The sequence below is a fragment of the Agrobacterium sp. S7/73 genome (genome assembly GCF_019355535.1).
In the GTDB taxonomy this organism is placed as follows: domain Bacteria; phylum Pseudomonadota; class Alphaproteobacteria; order Rhizobiales; family Rhizobiaceae; genus Agrobacterium; species Agrobacterium tumefaciens.
In genome coordinates this window covers 93,381-118,409 of record NZ_CP072139.1, presented here as the reverse complement: position 1 = coordinate 118,409, position 25,029 = coordinate 93,381, and the positions used below count along the sequence as shown (strand labels likewise).

Below are 25,029 nucleotides of genomic sequence, written 5' to 3'. Positions count from 1 at the left end.
AATCGCAACATTACGCTCGACATCCACGCATCTTGGAACCTGCCATCGGCGGATTAAGGCGGGCAAAGCCCTCCTGACGATGATAGGGGAAATGCGGATATGGCGGCGTCAAGACGCTCGCATTGTCCAGGAGAGCAATCTGATCATCGGTGAGATGCCAGCCGACCGCTCCGAGGTTCTGCCGGAGCTGCTCTTCGTTTCGCGCTCCCATGATAATGGAAGACACCGTGGGCCGGCCTGTAAGCCAGTTGAGCGCCACCTGCGCAACTGTTTTGTCGACCTGTCTTGCGACGTCTTCAAGGGCATCAACGACGCGGTAGAGATGCTCCTCATCGACCGGAGGACCAAAGCTTGCGGTTTCGTGAAGACGACTGCTCTCCGGCAGGGGAGCGCCGCGCCTGATCTTTCCCGTCAGCCGCCCCCAGCCAAGCGGACTCCAGACGAGTGCTCCAAGGCCTTGATCCATACCCAGTGGCATCAGATCCCACTCGTAGTCTCGGCCGAGAAGGGAATAGTACACCTGATTGGCAATGTAGCGAGGCCATCCGTACGCGTCGGCAACCGCCAGCGACTTCATGATTTCCCATCCCGAAAAGTTCGAAATGCCGACGTAGCGGACCTTTCCCGCCCGAACGAGCATATCAAGGGTCGACAAGACTTCTTCGACGGGTGTCCGGGCGTCGTAGGCGTGAAGTTGCAGGATGTCTATATAGTCCGTCCGAAGTCGGCGAAGTGCGTCTTCGACCGATCTGATCAAGCGAAACCTGGAGGACCCCACATCATTCGGCCCTTCTCCCATAGGAAGGCTGGTCTTCGTCGATATCAGCACGGTCTCGCGACGACCTTCCAGCGCTGCACCCAGCACCTCCTCCGATGCACCGTTCGAGTAGACATCTGCGGTATCGAACAGATTAACGCCTGCTTCAACGCAGATATCGATAAGTCGCCTTGCCTCGGTGACATCGGTCGTGCCCCACGCACTGAAAAGGGGACCTGCCCCTCCAAACGTGCCTGCACCGAAGCTCAGGACCGAGACTTTGAGGCCTGATCGGCCAAGAGAACGATATTCCATCTGGTCTTCCTTTCTTGAGAAATGGAAGCGACTTGCGCCACCTGATGGGGAAGAGATAGGAGATCCGGCTTTCGTGATATAGATTGCGGGTGGGAACAACATTTGTGAAATTGGGGACCAGATGGCTCGACCGGAAGTCAATCGATCCGGAGAAATGGAAGTCTTCGTGCAGGTTGTCGAGCGTGGCGGCTTCTCGTCAGCTGCTCGAAGCGTCGGAATGACACCGTCGGCGGTGAGCAAACTGGTCGCGAGACTGGAGGCGCGGTTGGGTACCCGTCTCATCAATCGCTCGACGCGCGTGTTCAAGTTGACTTCGGAAGGCTGCGTCTTTTTCGAGCGCGCTACGCGGATCCTGGCAGACATCGAAGATGCCGAGCGGATCGCCAGTGCGGGTGAGGTGCCCAGTGGCCGCCTCCGCCTGAGCACCAGCGCCTCCTATGCCACCCATGTCCTCGCCGGCATACTCCCGGAATTCCTGGAGCGATATCCTGCGATTACCGTCGATATCGTACAAAGCGACCTTGTCGTCGATCTGCTTGAGGAGCGAGTGGACGTTGCAGTTCGAGCAGGCCCGCTTAAAAGTTCGAGCCTCGTCGCGCGTAGGCTTGGCGATACTGCAATGACGATCGTCGCTGCTCCCTCCTATGTCGACCGGCGTGGCCTTCCCCGGACTATCGAGGAGCTTGAAAGGCATGACAGGCTGGGCCTTGGTTACACCCGCTCGATGGATGGCTGGCCGTTAATATCGGCAGGCGCGACGATTTTTGCCCCAGTCGCCGCCCGTGTCCAGGCCAATGACGGCGAGGCGCTGCGACAGCTGGTACTCGCTGGAAATGGAATTGCCCGCCTCGCCAACTTCACGATACGCGATGATTTGAGGGCCGGCCGACTGGTGCCGGTGCTCGACGAGTATAATCCTGGGGACCGGGAGGAGTTTCATGCCATTCATATAGGGCAGGGTGGCCCGCTGCCTTCCAGAGTGCGCGCTCTTCTTGATTTCCTGGCCAAACAAGGCAAAGTTACATAGCAGAGAAACCCGCCTATCGGGGAGGATACCCTCGCCCGAACTCGAGTCGACGTCTCGCGTTAGGTTTCAAGCACCGGCATGTTTGTCCCGCGCCATTGAGCTAAAATGAACTTGATCTGCTCGTAGAGCGCAAAAAATCAGATCTAAAGCGCGTCAAATCCAAAGGAAAAATCCTGGCCGTCCCGCTCCCTTATGCGGCAAAAGCCGAAGGTCTTTTCATGTAAACGCGCAGTCGTAACAAGAGATAACTCCTTGCGATCCTGCGTAAAATAGACCGCCTCGTCCCTGCCAACGAGGCAGTCTGTGTTGCGGCGTCAAAACGAACTGGCGCTGACGCTACGCAGATTTCAGCCCCACCAGAACTCGATGATCTGTCGCCAATTCCCAATGCCTTCACATAAGAAATTGCGCACTTTAAAAACAGGCTTGATTGTTTGTAAGTTTAATGCAGATTTGAGTTATGCCCGGAATGCGGCAGCAAAAACAAATGCACAAAAAGTAGTCGGAACGACACGAGGGAACTGATGGTAACTGGGAAGGAGCTGCAGCAGCCGGCTCGGCGTAAGCGCACGCAAAGTGAGCGGTCTGAGGATACGCGCAAGGCCATTTTCGATGCGACGATTAATCTCCTGTACAAAACGGGTTTCAACAAGACGTCCACTCCCGAAATTGCCCGCAGGGCGGGTGTGTCTCGCGGCGCGCTAACCCATCATTTTAGCAGCAAGGAAGACCTTGTCATCGGCGCTGTGGCCGATGACCTGACCAGCGTCAATCGGCGGCTGGCAGACTTTGCTGACGCGTTCGGGTCCGGTAGCGGCTCGACCGACGAGATCGTCGATTATCTCTGGAAGACGATGTTCGACCGACTGTTCTATGTCACGCTCGAATACCTTCCGGAAGCGCGCCACAATACCGGTTTTCGCAACGGACTTATTCCAGTCGTGCAGGAGTTCCATGACAGGCTGGACGATATCTGGACGGCGCTTGCGACTTATCGCAACGTCGATCCGGCCAGCGTGCGCATCGTTATGAACGCAACCATGTGCCTGATCCGGGGCATGATTGCCCAGACGGTGCTGCGACCGGCAGACCCGACCTATTACGAAAACCTTCTGACGTTCTGGAAACAACAGGTGAGGGCTTATTTTGCAACGCTTGCCGATGATGCGGAGCGCCAGACATGAAGCCTCTTCTTCAGGTAAAAAATCTCGAGCGCGCTTTTTACGGAGTGCGGGTTCTGAACGGCGTCGACATCGAGGTGATCGACGGGTCGATTACCGGGCTGATCGGGCCGAATGGCGCCGGGAAATCGACGTTTTTTAATTGCATTTCCGGTCTCTACATGCCTGACAGCGGCTCCGTGACCTTTGCGGGCGTCGACATAACCCGCCTCAGCCCGCAGGAAAGAGTATCGACGGGCCTGGTGCGCACTTTTCAGCTTGCCCGTGGTTTTCCCAAACTCAGCGTTTTCCAGCACCTGATGCTTTATGGTCAGGATCATCCGGGCGAAGGCCTGTTTGCCAGCATCACCGGCAGCGCGGCCGGCAAGCGGCGCGAGGAGCAGCTTGCCGAGGAAGCCATCTCGATTGCCCGCCGGTTGCGCCTCACCCACGTTCTGGACAATCCGGTCACTGCCCTTTCGGGCGGGCAGAAAAAACTGGTGGAAATAGGCCGTGCGCTGATGGCGAAGCCGCGGCTCGTGCTGCTTGACGAGCCGATGGCGGGCGTCAACCCGACGTTGACGGCGGAGATTGCCGATCACTTGCGCAGCCTCAATGCCGAGGGTGTCACAATCTGCCTCATCGAACATGACATGAAGCTGATTGGCAGCCTTTGCGACCCGGTCATCGTCATGGCGGAAGGGCGCAAATTGACCGAGGGCAGTTTCGATACCGTCGTCGCCGACGAGCGGGTTCAGGAAGCATATCTGGGCGGAAGGCATTGACGATGTTGAAGGCAGAAGGCCTGGTGGCCGGTTACGGGGCCGCCGAGGAAATTCTCAAAGGCGCATCGGTCGAGGTGCATGCGGGCGAGATCGTTACAATCATCGGCCCCAACGGCGCGGGGAAATCAACCCTGCTAAAGGCGATCGCCGGGCTGGTTCCGCTGAAAGGCGGCAGCGTGGTGATGAATGGTGCGGATTTGACCAGAAAAGATGCGTTGGGCAGATCGAAAGCCGGCCTCGCCTTTGTGATGCAGGAAAAAAACGTTTTTGGTACGATGTCGGTAGCGGAAAATCTCGAGATCGCCAGCTTCGGTAATCCTTCCGGCATGTCGCAAAGGCGCGAGAGCGTCTATGGTCGTTATCCCATCCTTGCTGACAAGCGCAAAGCGCTTGCGCGTACACTGTCCGGTGGCCAGCGGCAATTGCTGGCAATGGGAATGGGCCTGATGACCGAGCCGAAGCTTTTGCTGCTGGACGAGCCGACGGCCGGGCTTTCCCCGAAGGCGGCTGAAGAGCTGTTTCAGGCTATCATCGAACTGAACCAGTCCGGCCTGCCCGTGCTGATGGTCGAGCAGCACGCTCTTGAGGCGCTCGAAATATCCACACGCGGCTACGTCATCGTCACCGGTCGCAACGCCGCCACCGGCGGCGGCCCGGAACTCGCCGCCGACCCCGAAATCCGTCGCCTGTTTCTGGGTGGCTGACATCGAATTGCCTGACATTCATTATTAAAAAAAAGGGAACAACGCATGAGCAGCTTTAAAATCAATCGTCGTGGTTTCATGGGCAGCGTCGCTGGTCTGGCCGCAACCGGCCTGTTGCCGCAGGGCGTTCTGGCGCAGACAGGCCCGATCCGGCTTGGCGCGCTGACGCCGTTGACCGGTTCCGGCGGTCCATACGGCCCGGTCATGGTCAAGGCCATCCAGGCTGTTGCCGCCGAGGTCAACAATGCAGGCGGTGTCCTCGGTCGTCAGATCGAAATCATTTCCGAAGACGACCAGACCAACCCCGAGGCGGGGGTGCGCGCCGCCCGCAAACTGGTGGACGTCGACAAGGTTTCGGCGATCCTCGGCACATGGGCATCCTCCGTCACCACAGCCGTTGCGCCCATCTGCTGGGAATCCGGTACATTGCTTGCCACCGTATCGGGTGCCGACGCCATCACCGCGCTGCCGCACCAAGGTTACATCATCCGCACCCAGCCGACGACCATTCTTCAGGGCCGCAAATTCGGCGAATTCGCCGTCGAACAGGGCGTGAAGAAGCTATTCTTCTTCTCGCCACAGACGCCGTTTGCCGAAAGCCAGTTTACCAACATAACCGCCGCCGTGACAGCTGCGGGCGGTGAAACCAAATCGATGATCTATGACGACAAGAAGCCCTCCTATCGCAGTGAGGTCGACGAGATGCTCGCCTATGAGCCTGACGTCATCGTGCTTGGCGGTTACGCAGCCGATACGACCGTTCTGCTGAAGGACATCTACCGCTCCGGCTACGAAGGCAAAAAAATCGCCTTCGCCTATTCGGTGAACCAGAAGCTGATCGACAGTGTCCCGGCGGAAATAGTGGAAGGCATCTACACAATTGCGCCTTCACCCGCGCAGTCGTCCACCGCTTACAAGCGGCTTGTGTCGCTGATCGGCGTCGAAAATCCCGATCCCTACACAACACAGGTCTATGACCAGACCAATCTCGTCATCATGGCGATGGCTAAGGCTGGTGCAGCGGACGGAAAATCCATTCGCGACGCCATCCGTTCGGTCTCCCAGGGCAAGGACGGCGAAATCGTGGATAACGCGCTCGATGGCCTAAAGCTGATCGCCGCCGGCAAGGCCGTCAATTACGAGGGCGCCTCCGGCCCCTGTGACTTTACCGACACCGGCGACATTTCCGACAGCCAGTTCCGCTACGAACAGGTGGAAGACGGCAAGCTCAAGCTGCTGAAAATCGCGTGAGGCATTGATGACAACCCTCGCTCAGGCGATACTCAACGGGATGATGACGGGAATGCTCATCGCTATTCCCGCCCTTGGCCTCACGGCGATCTTTGCCGTGCTGCGTTATGTCAACTTTGCCATAGGGGCCTATGCCACGGTTGGCGCCTTTGCAGCCTGGTATGTCAATACCAGGCTGGGGCTAGGTGTGTTCCCATCGGCGCTCGTCGCCTTCGTGGCGGGCGGGATCGTCGGTCTCGTGGCAGAGCAGACGGCGCTCGCAAGGCTTCGGCCATCGGGCGCACTGGCCGTGGCCATCGCCTCAATTGCCGTCAATCTCATTCTCGAAAATGTCATCCGCTTCATTTTCGGCAATGATCTTCAGGGCTTCGATCTGCCTGTCGCACGCGACTGGCGTTTTTCCGGCCTGCGCCTCGGCCCGCAGCAGCTGCAGACGGCGGCGATCGCCATTGCCATCATGGCGGCGGTGTTTCTCTTCCTGCGGTTCACACGCTTCGGCAAAGCCATGCGGGCAGTGGCAGATAATCCCGATCTCGGCAGATTGCTGGGCATGGATCCCTCGCGCATCGCCATGATCACCGTTGCTCTCGGTGCAGGGCTGGCGGGCGTTGGCGGTGTGCTGCTCGGCCTCGATACGGCCATCGATCCGATGACCGGCTCGCGCCTGCTCTTGTCCATCTTCGCCGCCGCCGTGCTGGGCGGGCTCGGCTCGATCCCCGGCGCCGTCGTCGGCGCGGTGATGATCGGCATCGGCGAGGAACTGGCCGTTCTCGTGCTGCCCGCCACCTATCGTTCCGCCGTCGGTTTCGCGACAATCCTGCTTATCCTGTCGCTGCGGCCTGCGGGAATACTGGGTGAAAGGAACACCTGATGCTGTCATATCTGCTTTTCACGCTCACGCTCGGCGGCATTTACGGTCTGCTGGCGCTCAGCCTCAATCTCATCTGGGGTGGCGTGGGCATGGTCAATCTGGGGCTTGCCGGCTTTTTCGCCGTGGGTGCCTATGTTTCGGCACTGGTGGCGATAGCGGGGGTTCCGCTACCGCTGGCAATGCTGCTAGCCTGCGTCATCGGCGCGCTGGCAGGCGTCATCGCCACCTTTGCAACCATTCGCCTGCGCGGCGACTACCTCGCCATCGTCACGCTCGGCTTTGCGGAAGTGGTGCGCATGGTCGCGCTGAACGAACGCTGGCTTACCCGCGGTTCCGACGGCATTTCCGGCATTCCGGCACCCTTCCGGGCCGAACTCGGCATAGACGGTTTCAACCTGTTCTATCTCGCGCTCGTCAGCGTCATCGTTCTCATCGTCTTCTTCGCCATGCGACGCATCGATGGATCGCCCTTCGGGCGTGTTCTCAAAGCTATTCGCGAGGACCAGGAACTGGCGACATTCGCGGGCAAATATGTGACCCGCTTCAAGATCCAGACCTTCGCGCTTTCCGCAGCGATCGCCGGACTTGCGGGCGCACTCTACGGACATTTCCAGACTTATATCTCGCCCGACCACTTCCAGCCGCTGATTACCATTTACATCTTTCTGGCTGTCACCGCAGGCGGTGTCGGCCGGCCGCTCGGCGCGCTGGCCGGCGCTTACCTCGTCGTATTCTTCCTTGAGGCGACACGCTTCCTTGGAGAAATCTTTCCCGGCCTCCAGCCTGGACAAGTCGCCGCGGTGCGCGAAATTCTCGTCGGACTGGCGCTTCTGGGCGTGCTGCATCTTCGCCCGCAGGGTCTTTTGCCCGAACGTATCGCCCCCGCACCCAAAACGGAGACATCACCTTGACCAATCTTCTCGCGGCTCTTTCAAGCCCCGGACAGCCGCAAACGCTGTATAGGGCGCTGGAAAAACACCTCTCGGAAACCATCGGCTTTGGCCTCTTCACTCTCCTCTACCGGGACGGTCAGGAGGTCGCCCGTGTTTATTCGACCAACGAAGAGGCTTACCCCGTCTTCGGCCGCAAACAGATGGGGCCAACGCCTTGGGGTGAAAAGGTAATAGATCGCCAGGAGGCATTTCTGGGTCCCGACAGAGAAGCCATCATCTGGGCCTTTTACGATCACGACCTGATTTTCAGCCTCGGACTTGGCGCGGTCATCAATATTCCCGTCGTTTACGATGGCGAGACAATCGGCACCATGAACCTGCTCGACAAAAGCGGCGCTTACACGCAGGAGCATCTGCGCCAGGCGCAGGCCGTGGCGCCGCTTCTCATCCCCGCCTATCTGGAAGCGCGTCGTCGCTGATACTTTCCCAGGAATGAACCTATGACTGCTATTATTTTCGAAAATGCCCGCATCGTCGATGGCACCGCCGACCGCCCGTCCGAACCCGTTCAGGTTCTGGTTGAGGGCGGTTCCATCCGCGAGGTGGAAAAGAACATTGCCTCTGCCTCGGCGCAGCGCATCGACCTTTCAGGCAAGACGCTGATGCCAGGCCTGATCGATGCTCACGTTCACGTCGTTGCCTCAACCGCCGATCTCGGCCAGAATGGCACGCTGCCAGATGCGCTGGTGACGGTGCGCGCCTTCAAAATCATGGGCGAGATGCTGGCGCGAGGATTCACTACCGTTCGCGATGTTGGCGGTGCAACCTCCGGTCTCGTGGCCGCAACCCTTGAGGCCGCATGGCCCACACCACGCCTGAACATTTCCGGCAAGGCGCTGGCCCAGACGGGCGGCCACTGTGATTATCGCGGTCCCTATAATGACGACCAGACGCGCACACGCGGCTTTGCGCTCGGTGCGTTGGGCCGCATCTGTGACGGCGTGCCGGACGTGCGAAAAGCGGCGCGCGAAGAACTGAAGAGTGGCGCGAACTTCATCAAGATCATGGCCAATGGCGGCGTATCTTCGCCCACGGATCCCATTCATTTCCTCGGTTTTTCCCGCGAAGAAATCCTTGCCGTCGTTGAGGAAGCTGAAAATGCCGGAACCTATGTTTCGGCCCATCTTTATACTGACCAGGCCATTCGCCGCGCGGTGGAGTGCGGTGTTCACTCGCTCGAACATTGCAACCTCATCGGCAGCGAAACGGCAAAATTTGCCGCCGAAAAAGGTGCTTTCGCCGTCCCGACGCTTGTTACCTATGACAAATTGTCCAGCGAAGGCGCCGCCATGGGGCTGCCTGCCGCCTCCATCGCAAAGGTAGATGACGTGCGTCTGGCAGGCATGGAATCGCTGACCATCATGCGTGAGGCCGGGCTGCAAATGGCCTATGGCAGCGATCTGCTTGGCGGCATGCATGTTTATCAGTCGGAAGAATTCGTTATTCGCGGGCGTGTCCTGCCAGCAGTAGAGGTTATCGCATCGGCAACGCATATCGCAGCCCGCCTGTTGCGCATGGAAGGCAAAATCGGCGCAGTTTCGCCGGGGGCTTATGCCGACCTGATTGTGGTCGACGGCAACCCTCTCGAGGATCTCACATTGCTGACCCATCAGGGCGCATATATGCCAATGATCATGAAGGCTGGTGTCTTCATCAAGCGCTGATTGCCTGTTGCCGACTTCAGCTGACATTCTGTACGCCCGACCAAGGCCGGGCGTCTAACAGTCCGGGGTCTTGCGCGCCCGATAAGCCGCGAGGGCTTCGCGTCATTCTGCCGGGCGCTTGCGAGCTCGGCTCGCGATTGCCGCTACGAAATGCGCACTGGCTTCGTCGTCCAGAACCATAACCGCACCTAAGACACGCGCAAAAATCGGCAGGCCGCGTCTTCGACCGCGACGGCTAACAAGGGATCGTGGGGGCGACACCCAGTCGGAAGCAATCTCGTCGGACATTATTTGATGCCGAACCCCAGGCGACGCAATGTCTGGCTCAGTTCCGCGCGACCCTTCAGGGCATCGGTGTCCTTGACGCGCTGTGCAATGGGCGCTGTCCAGCCGTTTTGTGGCAGGCCCTGTTTTTCCTGAAACGTCTTAAGGACCGCGTCATAGGAATCGAGATCATCCCGTGCGGCATCCGAATAGGTTTCATGAAACAGGATGGAAGATTGTGGCAGGCGCGGTTTGACGTCAGTCTTCACGTTCGGGTCGGGATAGCCCACGGTAAGGCCAAAGACAGCAACCGTCTCGGCGGGCAGGTTCAGTTCGCGGGATACGTCTTCCGGTCTGTTGCGAATACCGCCAACGTAGCAGGAACCAAGACCGAGTGAATCGATAGCGGCAACAGCGTTCTGCGCAGCCAGTGCCGCATCGATGGCACCGATTAGGAAGCTTTCCAGATAATCCAGCCCTTCTGCGTTGTTGCCATGGTTTGAAGCGACCGTTCGCAGCCGCTTGAGGTCTATTAGCCAGACGAGGAAAACAGGTGCATCCTTAATATGGGCGTTGCCGCCCGTGAAACCTGCCAGTCGTGCCTTGCGCTCCTTGTCCTGCACCGCCACCACACTCCACGCCTGAAGATTGGATGATGTCGGGGCAGATTGCGCGGCTGCGACCAGAAGTTCCAGGCTGCCCTCCGGCAGAGCCTTCGGCAAATAGGCGCGAGCGGTACGGTGGTTCAGCAAGGCGTCGATCGTATCATTCCAGAAAGGCGGAGAAAAATCGGCCTGCGTTCCGTAACGGGCCTCGAAGCGTTGCTGTGGGATTTCCGGTTTGGTAATCGGTCTGGACAGGGTCATCGGGTGAAACTCCATAAAGTTGGGCGCGGGAGGATGGGCTTGAGGTGCGGATTAGAAGAGCTGCGAAATACCCGCCATTTGATATGCCTCGCCAAGGTATCTGCCGAGCAATGTCCTTCTCATTTGCGATTTTTCAATGAAACAACATTTCCGCAGAAGGTCTGAAACGACCGTCGGCAAGATTTATTCGCATTTCACCATGGGTTCCAGAGACGCAACGAAGATCCAGATCAATGCCGTAATCCAGCGCAAGTTTTGGTGCTCCATTCCCTATGTATCGGAATAAAATTCCGCAAGTAACGATTTCTTTGGGCGACAGGAAGAATTTTCTTCTTAGTAATGCGCTGCTTTGCCCTGATGCTTTCCTCATCGAAACGACGTTTTCAAACGGGGATTTTCATGACGATAGGACGCCGCCAGTTCAACAAAATGCTTCTTCTGGCAACGGCAGGAACGGCCCTGCCGGGTTCGGTCTTCGCCGCAAGTGGCGATGCGAGCCGGCCCGTCTCCGGCGGTACGCTCAAGCTGCTCTATCGTGTCGATCCCGGCAACGCACTTTTCGCCATCAACACATCGTCAGGCACGGGGCAGGCGATCGGCCCGAAGATCGTTGAAGGTCTACTGACATTCGATTTCGACCTCAATCCGCAGCCCTTGCTGGCAACGGAATGGTCCGTTTCCGACGATCATCTGCGCTATACGTTCAAACTCAGGCCCAACGTGAAATGGCATGACGGCAAAGATTTTACATCGGAAGACGTTGCCTTTTCGATTTTCCGCCTCAAGGAGGCGCATCCGCGAGGCCGCATCACGTACCAGAACGTTCAGGCGGTGGAGACGCCGGATCCCCTCACTGCCATTATCGTTCTGTCCAAACCGGCACCGTTTCTGATTGCTGCGCAATCGAGTTCGGAATCGCCTATCGTGCCGAAGCATATTTTCGAAAAGCTGAAGCCGGCCGATGGCCAGACGCTTCAGACCGCTGTCGGCACCGGCCCCTTCAAACTGACTGAATGGACGCCGGGGAGCCATCTGATCTTCGATCGAAATCCCGATTATTGGGATCCCGGCAAACCTTATCTCGACCGTATCATCCTTCGCATCATCACCGACCCGGCCGCACGGGCCGTGGCGCTGGAAACGGGTGAAGTCGATCTTGGCGACAACCCCGTGCCGCTGGCAGACCTCGAACGGCTGAAGCAGAACCCCGATCTCGTTCTGGATACGAACACCTATGCCTATGCGGGTCCGCAGCAGCAGTTGTTCTTCAATTACGATAACGAAATCTTCCGCAAGAAAGATGTGCGTCTCGCCATAGCGAAGGCGATCAACCTCGATGAAATCGTTAATGTGGCGCTCTTCGGTTATGCGCAGATATCACCCAGCCCCGTCAGCACGGCCCTTCCCAACTGGTATGATGCTTCGGTCAAGGCATATGCCTACGACCCGAAAGAAGCGGAAAAGTTACTCGATGCGGCGGGATATCCGCGCAAGAAGGACGGCAAGCGTTTTCCCGTGCGGTTGACCTACAATTCGTATCTGACGCAGGGCTATGCCGATGTTCTTCGCAGCCAGCTCGAAAAGATCGGGATTGCCGTCGAAATCCGCAAATACGACCTGCCGACCTATCTGAAAACTGTCTACACGGACCGTGCCTTCGATCTGGTGGTGGAATCCCTCTCCAACACCTTCGACCCGTCGCTCGGCATACAGCGTGCCTATTGGAGCAAGAATTTCAAGATCGGGCTGCCTTTTTCCAATGCGGCAAACTACGCCAATCCAGAGGCGGATGCGCTTCTTGAGGCGGCCGCCATCGAACCGGATCCCAAGAAGCGCTGGGTAACCTGGAGCAGGTTCCAGCATCTCATTCATGACGACGTCGCCTCCGTCGATCTTGTTGCAGCGGGAAGTCAGATCGTGGCGCACAGGCGCGTCAGGAACTACGTCACCGGCGCGCAAGGGCTGAACTGGAGTTTCGGCGACCTATGGCTCGATCCGACAGCTTGAAACCAGATGTGAAAAACCAGAATTTGTCAGGAGGATATGCGATGTCCGTACATGCTGTAACCAAAGACCGCCTCATCGAGTGGCTGAGAGATGGCAAGGAACTTGCCGTTCTCGACATTCGCTCCGCAGGGGAGGTGGGGTATGCTTCGCCGCTGTTTGCGACCAACCTCCCAGGTGAAAGGCTGGATACCGAAATCGACCGCTTCATTCCGCGCCCTGCCGTGCGGACGGTTCTTGTTGATGACGGGAAGGGCAGTGCCGAGCGGGCGGCGGAACGGCTTGCCGCCAAAGGATGGAGCGATATTCATTTTCTCCGCGGTGGAATCCCGGCGTGGAACGAGGGCGGCCTAGACGCCCTGCCGACATTCGATATTCCCGGCGTTCCTTTCGCCCAAAAGGTGAGAAGTGAAAAGAACACGCCAGTGGTTTTCGCCCGTGAACTGAAGGCGTGGCAGGAAGCCGGCGAGGACGTTGTCGTCATCGACACCCGCACAATAGCGGAATATGAAAAGGCGCACGTGCCGGGCGCCATCGGCGTACCCGGTGCCGAACTTCTGCTGCGGTTTTCCGACCTCGTGCCATCACCCGACACAAGGGTTGTCGTTTCCTGCGCGGGCCTTCCGCGCGCTATCCTCGGGGCGCAGACATTGATCGACGCCGGTGTCGAAAACGATGTCAGCTATTTGCACGATGGGACGTGCGGCTGGACAGGTGACGGGTTTGAACTGGAAACGGGGCGTTCACGGATCTATGCGCTTCCGAGTGACAACGCGAAAGATGCCGCAAGGGCGCGCCTGGAAACACTCTCCCACAATGACGAACTGCTGTTTATCGATCGGGCAACAGCCGAAACGTGGCGGCGTGACACGACCCGAACGACTTATTTTCTCGACGTTCGAACGCCGGAAGAGTTCTCGGCGTCCCATCTGCAAGGTTCGATTTCGTCGGAAGGCGGGCAGCTTCTTGGTGTTGCCTATCGCACAATTGCCGTGCGCGGAGCGCGGGTCATTCTCGTGGACGACCTGCTTGGCGCACGCGCCAGGGTCGTGGCGCATTGGCTGCAACGTCGCGGTTTCGAAATCGCTCTTCATCTGCACGACTTCGAACATGGTGTCGAAGCGGCAGCCGCTTAGGCCGACTTGATTTTCGCCAACGTTTATTGAGACAGGAATTCGCCGGGCCGGAAAGATAGCCGGCACGCTGGTCATGGCAGACGAACAGCCTCGATAAAGCTGCCCAGTATTTCTGTCTCCAGACGGATCCAATCATGAAGCGCGATGTTGCAAGCATCCAGCAAACCATAGCGCGCTAGGAGTAACGGATGAGCTTCCAACTCTTCGACCTTTCGGGGATGCGGTCGTCTCAGGGGATCGGTTAAGGATGTGATATTCGGTTGTTCCTGCCGGTGATGGAAAGCTCCCTTGGCGTTCGCCGTGCAGTCTAGTAGAGCAAGTATCACGATATTGACGAGCCACACCGGGTCAAACATATACGCCAGAACTGGCTAATCGACCTCCAAAAGAAGGCGATTTTAAACCGTATGAAACACAAGTCGCTCTATATTTGGCTGCTGATGCTAGCTGTCCCTGTGTCGGTTCTGATAGCAGCTCAAGTCGATACAAGTTCTGCACCATCAATTGGCGGGGGAGGCTACGACCTTGGTCCGTTTGTGTATTCCTGGTTATTGATAATTTTCACAGCACTCTGGTCTCTCTGCGCTTTTGTGGCAGCGCTGCTTAAGAAAGGCCGAGCTTCCTCTTTTCGCGCTTTCGGCCTGGCAGGCTTTGGTGTTCTCGTCTTCACTGTAATGATGCTTTTTTACGGAGAAAACCTTTCATAACTGCTCGTCCTGAAAGCGCTTCGATGGTCTGGACCGGGAGAATGCCCCAGGGTGACGACTTATAGAACCACTCACCGTTTGCACCTGCGCGTATCGCTACGGTCCAATCAGGATTGAAAGAACATCGCCTTTTCGACAAATTGAGTTCCATAATATATGTTATGCAATTACTGTGTGTAGCCGGGTACATTCCAACCGTTCAGGCGTCCAGCACTCTGCGTTCAGGCGCGCGATGAGAACCTCTACGACCAAGATAACGGCGTTTTGCCGGCTTGCAATATCCGACCATCTCAGACGTTGTAGCCCTCCCAAAGATCGCCAATGGCAGACATTACCTTTCTGTTTTCAGCGCCCTTCGGCGGCGTATCGACAGCGACTTGATTTCAACATAGCAATGACGCCTGATCCAATTTCGAGATAGCTTGTTCAATGCGTGACAGCGACAAAACACTACGGCGGCGTCTCGTTGATGCCCTTCGCCCGCTGGCCGAGCGCGACACGCGCTTGATGCTCGAAAACGAAGATCCGCCGTTCATCTCGGCCTTCGTCGCCCGTCACAGGGAAACCATTTCCGAGCTCAGCATGCCCGCCGCCGGCCTCGTCATTGTCATCGAAGGCCGCAAAGAAGTGCTGTGGGGCGCGGAACGCAATATCTACCACGCCGGCGACGCCTTCGTGCTGCCGGCCGGTGCGGAGGTTGATGTTGTCAATGAACCAGATGCCGACACTGGCGTCTATCGCGCCCTCTTCGTCCGCTTCTCTCGCACCCTGGTCATTGAGGCGGCACGCCTTTGGCCGCAACTCACCAAGCGCGACATACCCCTCGGCTCGCCCATCACGATCAGTCCGACGCTCTGCTCGGCAATCATCCATAGTGGCGAGGCGCTGGCGGGTGCGCTCGACCTGTCCCGGCGCGTCGTAGATCACCGTGTTCTCGAGGTTCTGCTTATCCTGGCCGAACAGGGTGCGCTGCCATTGATGCCCAAATATGTCGACCGCTCAGTCACAGAAGCAGTGCGCCTCCTGATCCGCCACCGGCTCGATCACGCGTGGTCAACCGCCGCGGTCGCCGCGTCCCTGTCGATGTCAGAGGCCACCCTGCGGCGGCGACTACGGGACGAAAACCACTCACTACGCGCGCTGCTGCTCACCGAAAGAATGCATGCCGCTTACCTCATACTCTCGGATCGGGATGCCGATGTCGCCGACGCAATAGCCGCTACCGGCTATGCATCGCGTTCACACTTCTCGCGGCACTTCCAGGATGCCTTCGGACAGGCTCCTTCGACCGTTCGCAGGGCACGTAAAAAACCATTAGCCTGACCGCTTCAGGCTCATTGCTGATCAGATCGGGCCCACCCGCACTGGCATCGTTCCCTATGCTCGACTGAAATCAACCAGGCGAGACGAGATGAACAGGAATAAAAGAAGCATATGCGCCGCCATTGTGGCCGCCGCATTTTCGGCGACAGCGCCCATGGCCGCGGAATCCACGCTGTCCGTGAAGATCGAAGGGCTTGACGGTTCTGGCCGGTTTTCAGATTCCGCCGCCTTCTGCCCGCCCGGAAAAGGGGCGAAGGACGTGAGCCCGGGGGTCTCATGGTCGGCAGGCCCAGAGGGCACCAGATCTTATGTGTTACTGATGACCGATCCGGACGTACCACTCGATTTTAGCCTCATCAATAAACCTGGCACCACGATTCCAGACGACGCGCCGCGGATCAAGGTTTTCCACTGGGTTTTGGCCGATATTCCCGCCGGCATCATATCCATCGGCGAAGGTACGGAAAGCGAGGGTCTCGTGCTGGGCGGCAAGCCGGTCGGATTGACACCACACGGACTGCGCGGCGCCAATGTCTTTACGAGTTTTCTGGCCAAAACTGATGGCATGGCAGGTACCTATGGTGGTTACGACGGCCCCTGCCCGCCCATAAACGATCAGCGCGTTCACCGCTACATCCTTGAAGTGGTCGCGCTTGACGTTGTGACACTGGGCCTTGCCGGGCCGTTCACTGGCGAAGACGTGGAAAAAGCCATGGCTGGCCACATCCTTGCAAGCGGCAAGGCGACAGCGACCTATTCATTGAACCCGAGCCTGATCCCCGCCGCCACGGCGAAGTAGATTGCAATCCCGAAAGGTTCAGACACACCATGGCACCGATAAATGTTTCGTCCTTACCCGTCTTCAATCGGGATGCATCCGGCTACGACGCCCTTCGGCGAGGCCTTATTCCCTGTTTCGATACGTTTTACGGGACAGCGCTCGACTTGATCGACGACTGGCGGGACGCCGCGAAACTGCGTGTACTCGATCTTGGCGCTGGCACTGGCCTTTTCACGGCAATGCTGCTGGCCCGCCACCCCGATGCCCAGATCCACCTCGTCGATGCCTCCGAAAAGATGCTCGAGCAGGCCCGGCAACGCTTCGATGGCAATCCGGCCATTACCTATGCCGTGGCAGACATGTCAGATACCGAACTCGGCGGTCCGTGGGATCTCATCATCTCAGCGCTGGCGATCCATCATCTGGAAGACGCCGCGAAAAAGCATCTCTTCGGTGAAATTCGGAGCGCCTTGTCGGAGGGTGGCCTGTTCGTCAACGCCGAGCAGGTCCTCGGCCATGATTGCGAGGTAGAGGCCCGTTACGCCCGTATCTGGCTGCAACAGGTCAGGAGGCTGGGCGTACCAGAAGAGGAAATCACCAAAGCGCTCGAGCGGATGTCCCACGATCGTTGCTCCCCTATCGAGAACCAGTTGCAATGGATGCACGATACGGGATTTTCCGAGGTGGACTGCAGCTTCAAAGCATGGCGTTTCGCGGTGCTCAGTGGTCGGCGTCAGGGCAAGCCGCAAGCCACTACGAACTTTTGAGATAGCAGCAAGACCTGGCATCAGCGGTTTATGAAATCTGCAGGGGTTCTATAACGGGCCCCTGGCAGTTTACAGTTCCAATGATGACTTATGGTGGGCTCTGCAGTGCAGTTGCATCTTCCAGAGGGTAAAGCGGCACTGAAGGGACTGTGCCGGGCGCAATTGGCGCTGTCATGATGCATCATCTGAGAAAACGCAGTCACACTCATTGATAACCTGCGCACCATCGGCAACCACCGATCGTCCTCTTCGGCCGAGTGTTGGCAAGGCAGCCAAAGGCCGCCTTGCAAAGGCTTGTCACTTACCGGATCTCATCGCAAGGGCAAATAACCTAGCCTGCCGATCGGCGAACGCGCGCGGGTCGGCTGGTTTGTCCCCGTCAAGGATGCGGGCTTCGTCAAGCAAAAGCCACGCAGCATCCTCGCGAAACGCCTGATCGTCCATTGAAGCAATGTTTTTCACAAGTTCGCTCTGCCCATTGATCTCCAAGATCGGCTTCGACGTTGTTTGCAACCGCCCGGCGCCTTTCAGGAGTTTTTCGAGTTGGCGGTCGGGGCCATAATCCGACGCCACAAGGCAGACCGCACTTTCGGTCAACCGATCAGAAATACGCACGTCAGCGACCTCCTCACCAAGGGCGCTTCGCGCGAAATCGATGAAGGCTCCAACCTCGGGAGAAGCTTGCCGACCAGCCTCATCAGCGCCTCCCTCCCCGGCAACAGTGTTCAGATCGGCAAGACCTTGGGTGACAGATTTAAATGGCTTGCCTTCAAAATCTGGCACATTGGTCGGCCAAAAGTTATCGACACCATCTGTAAGCAGGAGGACTTCGATCCCTTTGGCCCGGAAACCCTCAAGGTGCGGCGACGATTTCAGCTGGTCCAAAGTGGAGCCGCTAATATAGTAGATCGCCGATTGTCCTTCCCTCATCGTGGCCAGGTAGTCAGCCAGGCTGCGTGTCGCCTCGCCCGATACGGTGCTGCGGAAGCGTGCCAGCTTCAGCAACTGTGAGCGCCGTTCGAAGTCCTCGTAGATGCCTTCCTTGAGAATAGCCCCGAACATATCCCAGAACTTGGCAAAGGTCTCGCCGTCGTGCTCGGCCATCTTCTCCAGCGCGGAAAGGATCCGGCTCGTCACGCCCTTTTTGATGGCCGCGAGGACCGGACTTTCCTGGATCATCTCGCGGGAGATGTTGAGCGGCAGATCCGAAGTATCAACGATGCCACGGACGAAGCGCAGATAGCGCGGTAGCAGTTCGGCATCATCGGTTATGAAGACGCGCTTCACATAGAGCTTCATCCGACCGTGTCGGTCCGGATCAAACACATCGAATGGCTGAGAACCGGGTATAAAGGCAAGAGTCGTATATTCGTGTCGGCCCTCAGCGCGGAAATGGACGTTACTCAGCGGCTCGTCGTACTGGCCTGAAACGCTGCGATAGAAATCGACATAATCCTGCTTGGATATTTCGTTCTTCTGCTTGATCCAGAGCGCTGCACCATCGGATACCTGTGAGGGCTCGGCACCCTCCTTCTCGACCAGACGGATAGGTACGGGGACGTGGCCGGACTGGTTTCGAATGATCTCCTCCACCGTCCATTTGCTCGTATATTTCTTTGCATCTTCCAAGAGATGTAACACGACGCGAGTACCGCGTGTCGGTGCTTGTCCCGGATCGACCGCAGCAATGTCATAGCTTCCTTTGCCGTCGGATGACCATTTCCAGGCCTCGTCCTTGCCGGCGCGGCGCGAGATTACTTCGACCCGGTGAGCGACCATGAACGATGAATAGAAGCCAACGCCAAACTGGCCGATCAGTTGCGCTTTCTCTCCAGCTTTGGCCGCCTCAAGCCGATCCATGAATGCTTTTGTCCCCGAGCGCGCGATCGTACCGAGCGCGTCGATCATCTCGTCGCGGTCCATGCCAATGCCGCTGTCTTCGACAACGAGTGTCTGCGCCTCTTCATTGAGCGTCACGAGAATTCCCGGCTGGATCCCATCGGCCGAGAGTTGCGGATTGGAAATCGACTCATACCGCAGCTTTTCGCAGGCATCCGCAGCGTTCGAGATCAATTCGCGGAGGAATACATCTTTGTCCGAGTAGACCGAATGCACCATCATGTGCAGAAGTCGGCTGACATCGGCTTCGAATACGTGTTGCTCGGGCTGGCGCTCTTGTACGGTCGTCATTGATACCTCCATTGCACATAAATCGCCGGTCAAATGGTTTTTCCAGAGTCATATTTCAAGCGTTATCTAGCGCTTGCGCCAGCGTTCCTGGATCGTCTTTCGACTAGATTGTTTCCGATTTTCAGTTTCCGTGAGCCTTTGAGATTGCGCCAACAACCTCCTCGCAAATAGTGCTGCGAAAAAAGATGACATTCGGTAGCTTTTTACCGGCAAGTCAGCAGAGATATATATCCGCTACCTACCGAAACTCCGGCGCAATGATGACTGGACACTCACGCGGTCCATAAATTCCCCCCTCAACTTCTGAGGTCTTGACCGCTTCATCGCCCAGCAACTCGATACAAAGTTGTTTGCTGTTGTCCTCGTTGAAATGGCGAACAGCACCGATAACCTCGCCGTCCCGGAGAACGGGTGTCTGCCCCATCCTATCGGTCCACATTGCAGATGCGGTAAAGCTAGATATCGCTGCGCGCAGAGCCGTTGGGCCGCAAATTCGTCTTTAAGCCCTGCCCGGCCATTGTCTGACAGCCTCAGAAATCGAAGCGCGGGAGGCGGCTTCCAGACACTCGATGCCTGACGCATTGGCGACATGTCACCAACCGCGATCTTTCCACCACTGCGAGCCTTAGAAATATCGAAACTGCCGCTTCTCCTTCAGCGCCCGGGCCCAGAACGCGCGCGCCCTCCCGATAAGCCCGCTGTTCCGCAGCCATGGAGATTGAAGGCACCATAGCCGGTCGGATCGGTCATTGCGCTGACCTGGCGGCGCGTGGCGGGAGTAAAGATCCCGCCACATGCCGCCCTGATGATCCATCAGAAAACTTTCGTCAATGAGACGGCGAACGTGCGTCCGCGTCCCTTATAGTCAAACACGGCTTCATTGGCCAAAGCACCATAAAGCGCGTTGGCGCGCGCGCCCCATATGGTTGTGTAATCCTTGTCGAACAGGTTCATCACGCCGAAGCGAAGCGTTGTGTCCTGCGCTTCGAAGCGATAGGCACCGGTTAGATCGAACAGGGTGTAACCATCAATCTTCCGGCTGTCGTCGTCGCTGAGATTGAAGGCATGCTGCCCGGCCAGCTTGATGTTGAAGTTATCTTTCGTCCAGCCAACATAACTGCCGAGCTTGGAAACACTGGCGGTACCGATGCTTTCCTTCTCCCAGTTACCGTCAGACTTGATTTCCGACTTCACCCAGTGACCGGATGCGCCAACATCAAACCCGTAATCCAGTGTCGCGCTGGCGCTGGCCTCCAGACCATAGACACGTCGCTCACGATCAACGACATCAACAGCCAGGGTCGTGCGGTTCAACTCGATGGATCGGTTGGAGAGCGAGTAATATGCCGCGGTCTGGAAGCTGAAGCTATCGTCATTGAAACGATAACCGGCTTCAAAAGAGTTGGTCTTGATCGCCTGGAGTGCGGAGTCGGCAACATTGACGCTGTCCAGGAGGACGTAACGGCCCCCGACAAGCCTATAGCTCCCGATCCCGTAGTATTTTGCCGGGTCAGGAAGCTCGAAACCCTGGCCGAAATTGGCATAGATTTGCTGCGTATCGGTGAGCTCATAGGTCGCGCCGGCGTTAAACAGAGCCGCATCGTAGCTGACTTCCCCGCCGGGAATGGGATCCACAGAGGAGCCGACCCGGTTGAGAACGGCGACCTGCTGTGCCGCGCCGGCGAAGCTCGATACGTCGGTGGTGACATATTGATAACGCACACCACCGTTGACCGTCAGCCGGTCCGTCGCCTCATAAGATCCCTGGATGAAACCGGCCAGGGTCGAGACATCGATATCGGGATAAAGCCCGGTAATGCCGCGTGTCCTGAAGTCCATCGCACCGGTCGTCGCGACTGTCAGGAAATCGAAGACGTTCTGTTTGGAACTCAGCGAATCCCGGTCGGCGTCGATGCCATATGTCACCTTAAGCCCGTCCAGCGGCTCCGAGATCATCGCTGCCTTCAGGCTATAGTAATCGGTATCCTGCGAGCTGCCGCCGAAATAGACGAAGGGGGAGAAAATCGCACTACCGGGAAACGGGTGGAACCGGATTTCTTCCCGCCGGAAACTGCCCTGCAGAAGCAGTTCCTGCCCCAGGAAATCGTTGTCGGTGTAAGTCGCGTTTACCATGGTACGGCGCGTGCGGGGGTCGAAATCCGATCGGTATCCGTCCCGCGTTTCAACCAGGTTGGAATTGCGGATCCCGGCAAGGCCTGCGCCAAGATAAAGCCCGAATGGCGAATCCTGGGCGCTGTCATAAAACTGGCCGGACACCTCAAGGCGCCTGTCGTCATCGATCTGCAAACCGACACTACCCATGAAATCGATGCGCTTGTTGAATGCTGTGGAAGTCTGGGTAATATCGGGGGTGAGCATCGTGCCGGAGCCGTCGTAAAAGCCTCCCGTCTGGTTGCCGGCGATGGAGAAACGCGCATCCCAGTTTTCGCTGTTATAGGTCACGGCACCTGCACCGTTGCGGTCAAGGTCACGGGTACGGCCAAAGCCACTGCCAAGGCCCGCCGTCACTTCACCGCGCAAACCGTCCGGCGCATCTTTCCCCTTCTTCGTGATGATGTTGATGACACCACCTGTTGCATTGCCGCCGTAGATTGCCGTCGCGCCAGACAGAACCTCGACACGCTCGACATTGAAAGGATCGATTGAATCGAATTGGCGGCTCAGGGAGCGCGCCGAGTTCATCGAAACACCATCGATGAGAATGAGGGCCGTGCGTCCCCGCAGGTTCTGGCCATAGGCTGTGCGCGCACCTTCGCTGGCGGGGTCGAAACTTGGAACCCTCTCAGCAAGAATCTGCTGAAGCGACTTGCCTGAACGGGCTTCGGCCTCGATGGCCTGTGCGTCGACGACATAAATCGTTCGCGCCGTCCGCGAGATTTGCTGGGGTATGCGGTTGCCACTTACAACGATCGGCTCCAGCACCGTAGAACCATTGTCTGATTGCGCGTTCTGAGACGTATCCTGCGCCTGAACGGCGTTGTTGCCGCCCCCGATTGCGACGACGATAGCCACAAGACTAACGCCGACATTCCACTTTCCGATCATGTCGCCCCCAATGCGCAAAAAATATCTTCCAAGTCGTCCCTCGGAAAATACAAGACTGTTTTGATCATGTTTTATGCGCTATGAAACCGCCGGGCTTGGATGGGAACGAACCCGATTTGGATAGATGCGAACATCAACAGCAAAGACAGGTTTGATTTTTCATGGAAGTAGTCCGCCCCCTGAAACTTGGAACCCTCTCGCTACCTGATCCAGAAAGCAGACTGGTCTGCCGCACAATCCTCCTGGACATGTTGGGAGAAGCAACAATCACCGTTGAAGACGGTGATCTGGCGGGTGTCACCGGCCTTGTCTGGAAACACGAAAACCTTTCTCTCGCAACCGTTTACCTGCCCAAAACACCCTTGCGGCTGACAGCTCATGGGATCGGCAGGCCCGATATCGCGATGTTGCGTGCAACTGACGGAACCTTGATTGTCCATCATCGCAAGCACACTTTCGAACTGGAACCCCGTGATGTCATCATCCTTCCCACGGATATGGCATCGGAAATTATTTTGCCGGAAGGCGGGCGCCTCGACTGCGCCCATCTTCCCCATGCCGCCCTCACCCTTGCACGAAAGTCGATCGACCGGATCTTGTTGCGGCCCTTTTCAGCAGAATGCCTGCCATTGCAGTTGTTGACCCACTATGCAGGATATCTTCTTCAACAGGACCATCAGGACAAAGAGCATGCCACCATGATGGTGGCGCACTTCTACTCCCTGCTTCCCGTTCTCGCCCGATATGGGAACGAGGTTCCGCCTTCGGCAGTTCCGCAAAACCGCATTGAAGCGATCAAGGCGATGGTTGAGGAAAATCTTGCCGACGGTGCGTTTTCGATAGCTGATGTGGCACGCACCGAAGGCATCACACCGCGCGCGATCCAGAAACTTTTCAGTCGGACAGGCACGACCTTTTCGCGCTACGTGCTGGAGCGGCGGCTGGTGCTCGCCAAGAGCCTGATTCTTGCCGAGAACACCGCAACTCCGATCAGCCAGATCGTCTACAGCGTCGGTTTCAACGACCTGTCATATTTCAATCGCACCTTCCGCAGTCGTTACGGAATACGCCCTACAGACCTTCGCCGCATGACGGCGCCTGACGAGGCAAAAAAACCTGTGAGGAATTAGGCCGTCTCGTGACACCGCTGGAAAGCGTCACTCCGGCCGCTTGTCATCATCGCCGTAGCGACGCGCCTGAACCGCGCCCGATCCTTCCAAGGAACCAGACGGAAAGTCCCATTCCGACAAGCGAAAGAACTGTTGCCGTCGAAAACAGCGCGGAATAACCCATCCGGTCGGCAACCAGGCCGGCTGCGGATGCACCAACCATGTAGACGACCAGTTCGGCACAGGTGAGAATTGTAAAATCCGTTCCTGGCTGATCGTCCGAAGAGTTCTTCATGAAGAATGAATAGATGGCGACCAGCTCCATGTAGCGGATCAGCGTCTGGAATGCCGAGGCCGACATCGCCACCCACATGCCGGGCCAGACGCCGGACGCATTCAGCGTGAAGGCGAGGAAGCACAAGCTTCTGAGGCAACCCAGCAGGATGAGCGTTGTCGTCAGGCCAACCTTGCGGATAATGGAGGCAGCGATACCCACGCCGATCAGGCCCGCAGTTGCCGCCGCTCCGCCAGAGAGGTAACCGATCCAGTCAGCCGGGACCTTGCTGTCAACCAGATAGGTGCCTTCCATCCCGCGCACGAGACCTTCGCTCGCCCTGTATGTCAGCGCAAATCCGAGGATCAGCCAGGCACTCGGACGGCGGAAGAAACCAGCAAGGCTTGCGCGCTTTTTTTCTTTGCCAACCGTGGGCGCTTCCGGCTGCATCGCCAGGGCTGCAAGAAGGGGCAGCAACGACAGCGCGGCTACCAGCAGTATCATCGTGCGCCATCCAGCGACATGAAACACCACCAGTGCCGCCGTCCCGCCAACGATTACGCCCAGCGCTACGGCACCCGCCTGCACGGCATTCCCCAGCGAGCGCGTCTTGTCGGTCAGGCATCTTACGGCGTAGCCGTCGGTTGCAATATCCTGGATTGAGGAGACAAGCGTGATCGATATGCAGATTGCAAAAAGGACCGTGGCATCGCTCGGATCCACCAGCGTCATGGAAGCGATACCGGCGCTGACGAGAAGCTGGGTCGGCACAACCCAGCCGCGGCGATGGCCAAGCTTGGGTAACGGAGACCATCGATCCACCAACGGTGCGACCGCAAATTTCAGGATGAGCGGCAGCATCAGCAACGAAAACAGCCCGATAGACGTGCGCGATGCCCCACTCTCGCGCATGATCGGCGGCAGGGCCACCAAAAGCAGATACGTCGGTATCCCCTGAGCGAGGTAAAGACCGCCCAGCACATACATCAACCGCCGCTCGAACGTCGAAGTCGAAACGGTGTCGCTAGGAATCGCGTCGTCGATTTGGGCCATTG

The 25,029-nt window shown here is 57.7% G+C and carries 21 protein-coding genes and 1 pseudogene; 16 read left to right on the top strand and 6 right to left on the bottom strand.

Annotated features, from left to right (window positions below):
- Positions 1–10: 10 nt before the first annotated feature.
- The gene (locus J5276_RS29880; protein WP_209159773.1) at positions 11–1,072 is read right to left on the bottom strand and encodes an aldo/keto reductase; all 1,062 of its coding nucleotides are present in this window, start codon (positions 1,070–1,072) and stop codon (positions 11–13) included.
- 121 nt (positions 1,073–1,193) lie between these two features.
- Between J5276_RS29880 and J5276_RS29875 the strand changes: the two genes are divergently transcribed.
- The 9 genes from J5276_RS29875 (at position 1,194) to J5276_RS29835 (ending at position 9,487) form a co-directional block, all read left to right on the top strand.
- Entirely contained in the window at positions 1,194–2,099 is a 906-nt protein-coding gene (locus J5276_RS29875) for a LysR family transcriptional regulator (RefSeq protein WP_174066557.1), read from the top strand.
- Between the two features lie 524 nt (positions 2,100–2,623).
- A complete protein-coding gene (locus J5276_RS29870; RefSeq protein WP_174066556.1) occupies positions 2,624–3,283 on the top strand; it encodes a TetR/AcrR family transcriptional regulator in 660 nt (219 codons plus the stop codon).
- The gene (locus tag J5276_RS29865) at positions 3,280–4,044 is read left to right on the top strand and encodes an ABC transporter ATP-binding protein (protein WP_025591729.1); all 765 of its coding nucleotides are present in this window, start codon (positions 3,280–3,282) and stop codon (positions 4,042–4,044) included. The genes J5276_RS29870 and J5276_RS29865 overlap by 4 nt, the downstream gene beginning before the upstream one ends.
- 2 nt (positions 4,045–4,046) lie before the next feature.
- Positions 4,047–4,748: an ABC transporter ATP-binding protein gene (locus tag J5276_RS29860; RefSeq protein ID WP_003519309.1), complete on the top strand. Its 702-nt coding sequence runs from the start codon at positions 4,047–4,049 to the stop codon at positions 4,746–4,748.
- Between the two features lie 45 nt (positions 4,749–4,793).
- Positions 4,794–5,999 carry an ABC transporter substrate-binding protein gene (locus tag J5276_RS29855; protein WP_174043585.1) on the top strand — a complete coding sequence of 402 codons (1,206 nt, stop codon included), beginning with the start codon at positions 4,794–4,796 and terminating at the stop codon, positions 5,997–5,999.
- Positions 6,000–6,006: 7 nt separating this feature from the next.
- The gene (locus J5276_RS29850) at positions 6,007–6,870 is read left to right on the top strand and encodes a branched-chain amino acid ABC transporter permease (protein ID WP_019567206.1); all 864 of its coding nucleotides are present in this window, start codon (positions 6,007–6,009) and stop codon (positions 6,868–6,870) included.
- Positions 6,870–7,781 (top strand): branched-chain amino acid ABC transporter permease, encoded by a 912-nt coding sequence (locus J5276_RS29845; protein WP_019567207.1) that lies wholly within the window; start codon positions 6,870–6,872, stop codon positions 7,779–7,781. Before J5276_RS29850 ends, J5276_RS29845 begins: the two co-directional genes overlap by 1 nt.
- On the top strand, positions 7,778–8,242 hold the full coding sequence (locus J5276_RS29840; RefSeq protein WP_019567208.1) for a GAF domain-containing protein: 465 nt from the start codon (positions 7,778–7,780) through the stop codon (positions 8,240–8,242). The genes J5276_RS29845 and J5276_RS29840 overlap by 4 nt, the downstream gene beginning before the upstream one ends.
- Positions 8,243–8,263: 21 nt before the next feature.
- Positions 8,264–9,487: an amidohydrolase family protein gene (locus J5276_RS29835; protein WP_209159772.1), complete on the top strand. Its 1,224-nt coding sequence runs from the start codon at positions 8,264–8,266 to the stop codon at positions 9,485–9,487.
- A gap of 287 nt (positions 9,488–9,774) precedes the next feature.
- Here the strand turns inward: J5276_RS29835 and J5276_RS29830 are convergent, their stop codons facing one another.
- Positions 9,775–10,617 carry an NADPH-dependent oxidoreductase gene (locus tag J5276_RS29830; protein WP_174066554.1) on the bottom strand — a complete coding sequence of 281 codons (843 nt, stop codon included), beginning with the start codon at positions 10,615–10,617 and terminating at the stop codon, positions 9,775–9,777.
- A 399-nt stretch (positions 10,618–11,016) separates the two neighbouring features.
- Here J5276_RS29830 and J5276_RS29825 point away from each other — a divergent pair, with 399 nt between their 5' ends.
- The 6 genes from J5276_RS29825 to J5276_RS29800 all read left to right on the top strand — a co-directional run bounded on the left by J5276_RS29825 (position 11,017) and on the right by J5276_RS29800 (position 17,335).
- Positions 11,017–12,624 (top strand): ABC transporter substrate-binding protein, encoded by a 1,608-nt coding sequence (locus J5276_RS29825; RefSeq protein ID WP_209159771.1) that lies wholly within the window; start codon positions 11,017–11,019, stop codon positions 12,622–12,624.
- A gap of 41 nt (positions 12,625–12,665) precedes the next feature.
- A complete protein-coding gene (locus J5276_RS29820; protein WP_209159770.1) occupies positions 12,666–13,757 on the top strand; it encodes a rhodanese-like domain-containing protein in 1,092 nt (363 codons plus the stop codon).
- A gap of 407 nt (positions 13,758–14,164) precedes the next feature.
- Complete coding sequence (locus J5276_RS29815; RefSeq protein ID WP_035200743.1) at positions 14,165–14,464, top strand: hypothetical protein; 300 nt, start codon at positions 14,165–14,167, stop codon at positions 14,462–14,464.
- A gap of 429 nt (positions 14,465–14,893) precedes the next feature.
- Complete coding sequence (locus J5276_RS29810; RefSeq protein ID WP_142851258.1) at positions 14,894–15,787, top strand: AraC family transcriptional regulator; 894 nt, start codon at positions 14,894–14,896, stop codon at positions 15,785–15,787.
- Positions 15,788–15,941: 154 nt separating this feature from the next.
- Complete coding sequence (locus J5276_RS29805) at positions 15,942–16,586, top strand: YbhB/YbcL family Raf kinase inhibitor-like protein (RefSeq protein ID WP_247749990.1); 645 nt, start codon at positions 15,942–15,944, stop codon at positions 16,584–16,586.
- 29 nt (positions 16,587–16,615) lie between these two features.
- Entirely contained in the window at positions 16,616–17,335 is a 720-nt protein-coding gene (locus J5276_RS29800; RefSeq protein ID WP_035200767.1) for a class I SAM-dependent methyltransferase, read from the top strand.
- A gap of 297 nt (positions 17,336–17,632) precedes the next feature.
- Here the strand turns inward: J5276_RS29800 and htpG are convergent, their stop codons facing one another.
- From htpG to J5276_RS29785, 3 genes and pseudogenes are all read right to left on the bottom strand, one after another.
- Positions 17,633–19,525, bottom strand: coding sequence for a molecular chaperone HtpG (gene htpG / locus J5276_RS29795; protein ID WP_127966314.1), 1,893 nt, complete (start codon positions 19,523–19,525; stop codon positions 17,633–17,635).
- Between the two features lie 240 nt (positions 19,526–19,765).
- Positions 19,766–19,922 (bottom strand): annotated as a pseudogene (locus tag J5276_RS29790) (DUF4172 domain-containing protein); the annotation flags it as partial.
- Positions 19,923–20,338: 416 nt separating this feature from the next.
- Complete coding sequence (locus tag J5276_RS29785) at positions 20,339–22,591, bottom strand: TonB-dependent receptor (RefSeq protein ID WP_013637582.1); 2,253 nt, start codon at positions 22,589–22,591, stop codon at positions 20,339–20,341.
- 161 nt (positions 22,592–22,752) lie between these two features.
- On the opposite strand from J5276_RS29785, the gene J5276_RS29780 reads away from it, so the two are divergent.
- A complete protein-coding gene (locus J5276_RS29780) occupies positions 22,753–23,721 on the top strand; it encodes an AraC family transcriptional regulator (RefSeq protein ID WP_013637581.1) in 969 nt (322 codons plus the stop codon).
- A 46-nt stretch (positions 23,722–23,767) separates the two neighbouring features.
- Here the strand turns inward: J5276_RS29780 and J5276_RS29775 are convergent, their stop codons facing one another.
- A complete protein-coding gene (locus tag J5276_RS29775; RefSeq protein WP_051377010.1) occupies positions 23,768–25,027 on the bottom strand; it encodes a RhtX/FptX family siderophore transporter in 1,260 nt (419 codons plus the stop codon).
- Between the last annotated feature and the right edge of the window lie 2 nt (positions 25,028–25,029).